The 4499-nt window shown below is 71.5% G+C and carries 5 protein-coding genes; 2 read left to right on the top strand and 3 right to left on the bottom strand.

Annotated features, from left to right (window positions below; translation table 11 throughout):
- Positions 1–281: 281 nt before the first annotated feature.
- Both ACGFZS_RS49630 and ACGFZS_RS49625 read right to left on the bottom strand, forming a co-directional pair.
- The gene (locus tag ACGFZS_RS49630) at positions 282–944 is read right to left on the bottom strand and encodes a response regulator transcription factor (protein WP_123973178.1); all 663 of its coding nucleotides are present in this window, start codon (positions 942–944) and stop codon (positions 282–284) included.
- A gap of 296 nt (positions 945–1240) precedes the next feature.
- Entirely contained in the window at positions 1241–1918 is a 678-nt protein-coding gene (locus ACGFZS_RS49625) for a DUF3000 domain-containing protein (protein ID WP_355727547.1), read from the bottom strand.
- A gap of 120 nt (positions 1919–2038) precedes the next feature.
- On the opposite strand from ACGFZS_RS49625, the gene hemE reads away from it, so the two are divergent.
- The gene (gene hemE, locus ACGFZS_RS49620) at positions 2039–3106 is read left to right on the top strand and encodes a uroporphyrinogen decarboxylase (RefSeq protein WP_359217107.1); all 1068 of its coding nucleotides are present in this window, start codon (positions 2039–2041) and stop codon (positions 3104–3106) included.
- 30 nt (positions 3107–3136) lie between these two features.
- Here hemE and ACGFZS_RS49615 read toward each other — a convergent pair whose 3' ends face one another.
- A complete protein-coding gene (locus tag ACGFZS_RS49615) occupies positions 3137–3961 on the bottom strand; it encodes a rhomboid family intramembrane serine protease (protein ID WP_393800818.1) in 825 nt (274 codons plus the stop codon).
- Positions 3962–4081: 120 nt separating this feature from the next.
- Here ACGFZS_RS49615 and ACGFZS_RS49610 point away from each other — a divergent pair, with 120 nt between their 5' ends.
- Complete coding sequence (locus tag ACGFZS_RS49610) at positions 4082–4384, top strand: hypothetical protein (protein WP_355727551.1); 303 nt, start codon at positions 4082–4084, stop codon at positions 4382–4384.
- Positions 4385–4499: the final 115 nt, after the last annotated feature.

Genomic DNA, 4499 nt, shown 5'->3' with positions numbered 1-4499 from the left:
CCGCCGACACGGTGCTCGTCCGGGTGCTGGCGCTCCGCTCCATTGTCACGCGTAGCCGTGTGTGCCGGCCCCCCTCCCCCGAAACGAACCGCCCAGGGCCCCCGGAGGGTCGTAAACCAGTCAGCTCGGTGAAAGATCAGGTCCACGAACGGGGGACAGCGGGCTGTGACGTGAGGGCGGACCAGCGGCCGATCCTGTTCACGTCAATGAACGTTCGACGGGTCGGTGTGCGGTGGACGGTGTGCGGCGGGCCAGGGTGCGGCGGGTCCGGATGCGGCGGGTCAGTGGATGATGCCGGTGCGCAGGGCCACGGCGACCATCCCGGCGCGGTCGCCCGTGCCGAGCTTGCGGGCGATGCGGGCGAGGTGGCTCTTGACGGTGAGGGCGGACAGGCCCATCGAGACGCCGATCGCCTTGTTCGACTGGCCCTCCGCGACCAGTCGGAGCACCTCGACCTCACGGCCGGAGAGCTCGCGGTAGCCGCCCGGGTGGCTCGGGGCACCCGGGGGGCGGCGGTGCATACGGGCGGCGGCGGAACCGATGGGGGCGGCACCCGGTCGGGTGGGGAGCCCGATGTTGGTGCGGGTGCCGGTGACGACGTAGCCCTTGACCCCGCCGGCCAGGGCGTTGCGCACGGCGCCGATGTCGTCGGCGGCGGACAGGGCCAGGCCGTTGGGCCAGCCCGCCGCCCGGGTCTCGGACAGGAGGGTCAGGCCGGAGCCGTCGGGGAGGTGGACGTCGGCGACGCAGATGTCGCGGGGGTTGCCGATGCGGGGACGAGCCTCCGCGATGGACGAGGCTTCGATGACATCGCGCACGCCGAGCGCCCACAGGTGGCGGGTGACGGTGGAGCGGACGCGCGGATCGGCCACGACCACCATGGCGGTGGGCTTGTTCGGGCGGTAGGCGACCAGGCTTGCGGGCTGCTCGAGGAGAACGGACACCAGGCCTCCTGGGGTGGGGGACGGGGGCCGGCTTGTGGGGATGAAGCCGGGACGAACCGTGCTTTCAAGGTCACAGTCGTCTTCGGCACCAAACCCGTCCTCCTTTAGAGAATGATCACGATCTGGTGAGTAACAATACGTGCAATTCGGACACGCGATCGATCATCCGAAGATCGAATCGGTTCGGGCCGTTGCCGTACGGGACAGAAAGTGGCCGTATCGACAAAGAGATGGTCAATGAAGGGTGAGTCGACGGGACCCGGGTGGACGGGTCCCGATGACATGGCGGTGCGGGGTCAGCGAGCCTGCGGGTCGCGGCGCTGGGGCAGCGTGACCACCGAGGCGTCGCCGGGGGCGGCCGGCGGCAGGCCCGCGACCTGTGCCAGCAGGTCGCACCAGGAGGCGAGGTGGGCCGCGGTGTCCGGGACGCCGGTGCGCCCCTCCCGGGGCGTCCAGGAGGCCCGGATCTCGATCTGCGAGGCGGCGGGGCGCTCGGACAGCCCGCCGAAGTAGTGCGAACTCGCGCGCGTGACGGTCCCGCTCGGCTCCCCGTACGACAGACCGCGCGCCTGGAACGCCCCGGTCAGCCACGACCAGCAGACCTCCGGCAGCAGCGGGTCGGCCGCCATCTCCGGCTCCAGCTCCGCACGCACCAGCGTCACCAGCCGGAACGTGCCGCGCCAGGCGTCGTGCCCGGCCGGGTCGTGCAGCAGCACCAGACGCCCGTCGGCGAGATCCTGGTCGCCGTCGACCACCGCGGCCTCCACGGCGTACGCGAACGGGGCGAGCCGCTGCGGTGCGGGCGTCGGCTCCACCTCGACCTGCGGCCGCAGCCGCGCCCCGCGCAGTGCGTCCACCGCCGCGCGGAAGGCCGGCGGCGCCGTACTCCCCGTATGCCCCTCCTCGTCCCCGTTCTCCTTCCCTTCGCCCGTCCCGCCAGCGCCGTCCGACAGTCGTCCCTGAGCCGCAGCCATGCGGGGAAGAGTAAGGGGAACGACGCCTTCGCGCAGGGAGAGACACCACCTAAGGCCGCACCTGGGGCGGCACACAGGGCGCGGCCACGCGTGCTCCGGGGGCGTGCGAGACTTGCCGTCGTGAGTGCGAACGGAAGCCCCGCGGGCCAGCAGCCGACAGCGACGTACGACAGCGCCTTCCTCAAGGCGTGCAGGCGTGAACCCGTGCCGCACACCCCCGTGTGGTTCATGCGGCAGGCCGGGCGCTCGCTGCCGGAGTACCTGAAGGTGCGCGAGGGCATCCCCATGCTGGAGTCCTGCACGCGGCCCGAGCTGGTCACCGAGATCACACTCCAGCCGGTCCGCCGGCACAACGTGGACGCGGCGATCTACTACAGCGACATCGTCGTCCCGCTCAAGGCCATCGGCGTCGACCTCGACATCAAGCCCGGCGTCGGCCCGGTCGTCGCGCACCCGATCCGCACCCGCGCCGACCTGGCCCAGCTCCGTGACCTCACCCCCGAGGACGTCTCCTACGTCACCGAGGCGATCGGCCTGCTCACCGCCGAGCTCGGCCCGACCCCGCTGATCGGCTTCGCCGGGGCCCCGTTCACCCTCGCGAGCTACCTCGTCGAGGGCGGCCCCTCGCGCACGTACGAGAACGCCAAGTCGATGATGTACGGCGACCCCGAGCTGTGGGCCGACCTCCTCGACCGGCTCGCCGACATCACGGCCGCGTTCCTCAAGGTGCAGATCGAGGCCGGCGCCTCCGCCGTCCAGCTCTTCGACTCCTGGGCCGGCGCGCTGGCCCCGGCCGACTACCGCCGCTCGGTGCTGCCCGCCTCCGCGAAGGTCTTCGACGCGGTCTCCGGCTACGGCGTCCCGCGCATCCACTTCGGTGTCGGCACCGGCGAACTCCTCCAGCTCATGGGCGAGGCCGGCGCGGACGTCGTCGGCGTCGACTGGCGCGTCCCGCTCGACGAGGCCGTCCGCCGGATCGGCCCCGGCAAGGCGCTGCAGGGCAACCTCGACCCGACGGTCCTGTTCGCCGGCAAGGACGTGGTGGAGACCAAGGCGCGCGAGGTGCTCGACGCGGCCGCGGGGCTTGAGGGCCACGTCTTCAACCTCGGGCACGGCGTCATGCCGTCCACCGACCCGGACGCGCTGACCCGGCTGGTCGAGTTCGTCCACACGGAGTCCGCCCGCTGAGCCGTTCCCCGAGCGGTCTCCGGGCAGTCCTCACCAGCTGTGCCGGGGCCGGGCCCGCCTGCCGAACAGCAGGCCGCGCGGTTCCGGCGGCGGGGGCGTGCCGGCCTTGAGCGGCCACGCGAGCAGCATGCCCGCGAGGAAGCCGACGACATGCGCCGCGTACGCCACGGTGCCGGCGTCGGAGACGCCCTCGCCCGACGAGTACACCGCCTGCAGCACGAACCAGAACCCCAGCACCAGCCAGGCCGGCAGCCGCAGCGGCAGGAAGATCAGGAACGGGACCAGCACCCAGACCCTGGCCCTCGGATAGAGGACGAGATAGGCGCCCAGGACGCCGGCGATCGCGCCGGACGCGCCGATCAGCGGGTCGCCCGAGGTGTCGTTGACGAGCGCGAAGCCGTAGCCGGCCGCGTAGCCGCAGACGACGTAGAAGAGGAAGTACCGGACGTGGCCCATCCGGTCCTCGACGTTGTTGCCGAAGATCAGCAGGAACAGCATGTTGCCCAGCAGGTGCAGCCAGCTGCCGTGCAGGAACATCGCCGTGAAGACGGACAGCGGCGGCGACTTGTCGTAGGCCGGCGGGCCGACCACGCAACCGGGGCCGCCGCGGCCGATGCCCACCTGGCCCGTGGGGACCACCTGGGGCAGCTGATGGTGGATCAGCTCCTTGGGGACCGCCGCGTAGTGGTCCAGGAAGGCCTGCAGATGGCACAGCTGCGACAGGTCGCTGCCGCCCGCCACGGAGCCGGCTATGCCGGGCGTGAAGAGGAACACGAGGATGTTCGCGGCGATCAGCGCGTACGTCACATACGGCGTGCGTCGCACCGGGTTCACGTCATGGACGGGGATGACCACAGGGAAGTAGTGCCCAGGGAATCACCGGCCGAAGCGGGTGGCGTTCATGTGAACGTCGGCCCGGTTGGGTGCGTATGTCTCTGCGACCGACTGAGGTTCAGGCGACGTGAGGAACAGGCGATGAACGAGCGGGTTACCCCTCAGGCACTCCCTCCCATGCAGGCCCTGCCCGACGGCGAGGCGGAGATCTCCCTGGTCGTGCGGCTCCCCTGGGAGGACGTGGCGCGGCTCGGTCAGGAGGCGGGGCGGCTGGCCGCGCAGATGCAGCGGCCGGTGACGCTGGACGAGGCGGTCAGCAATCGGTTGCGGTCGACCCGGCCGGCGGCGGCGCATGCCCGTCCCGGGACGGAGCAGCCCGTTGCCGCGGCGGCGCCGGGTGGGGCGGGGGTTACTTCGTTGCCGCGGATCAGTGGGACGGCTTAGGACGCGTTGCGGGGTGCGGGTTAGACGCCATTTCAGTTGGCGTGATCTTGCGGCAGTCTGGGGTGATGACTGCTGCGCTTGTCGAGCGGATGGCGCCGGAAGAGCTGTGGACGTT

This window comes from Streptomyces sp. NPDC048288, assembly GCF_043201555.1.
Taxonomy (GTDB): domain Bacteria; phylum Actinomycetota; class Actinomycetes; order Streptomycetales; family Streptomycetaceae; genus Streptomyces.
This window is presented reverse-complemented; position numbering and strand designations above follow the sequence as displayed.

Bases quoted from the DNA above. Each gene is read 5' to 3' on its own strand.
- ACGFZS_RS49610 (WP_355727551.1), top strand. From the start codon at position 4,082: ATGAACGAGCGGGTTACCCCTCAGGCACTCCCTCCCATGCAGGCCCTG.
- ACGFZS_RS49625 (WP_355727547.1), bottom strand. From the start codon at position 1,918: ATGGCTGCGGCTCAGGGACGACTGTCGGACGGCGCTGGCGGGACGGGC.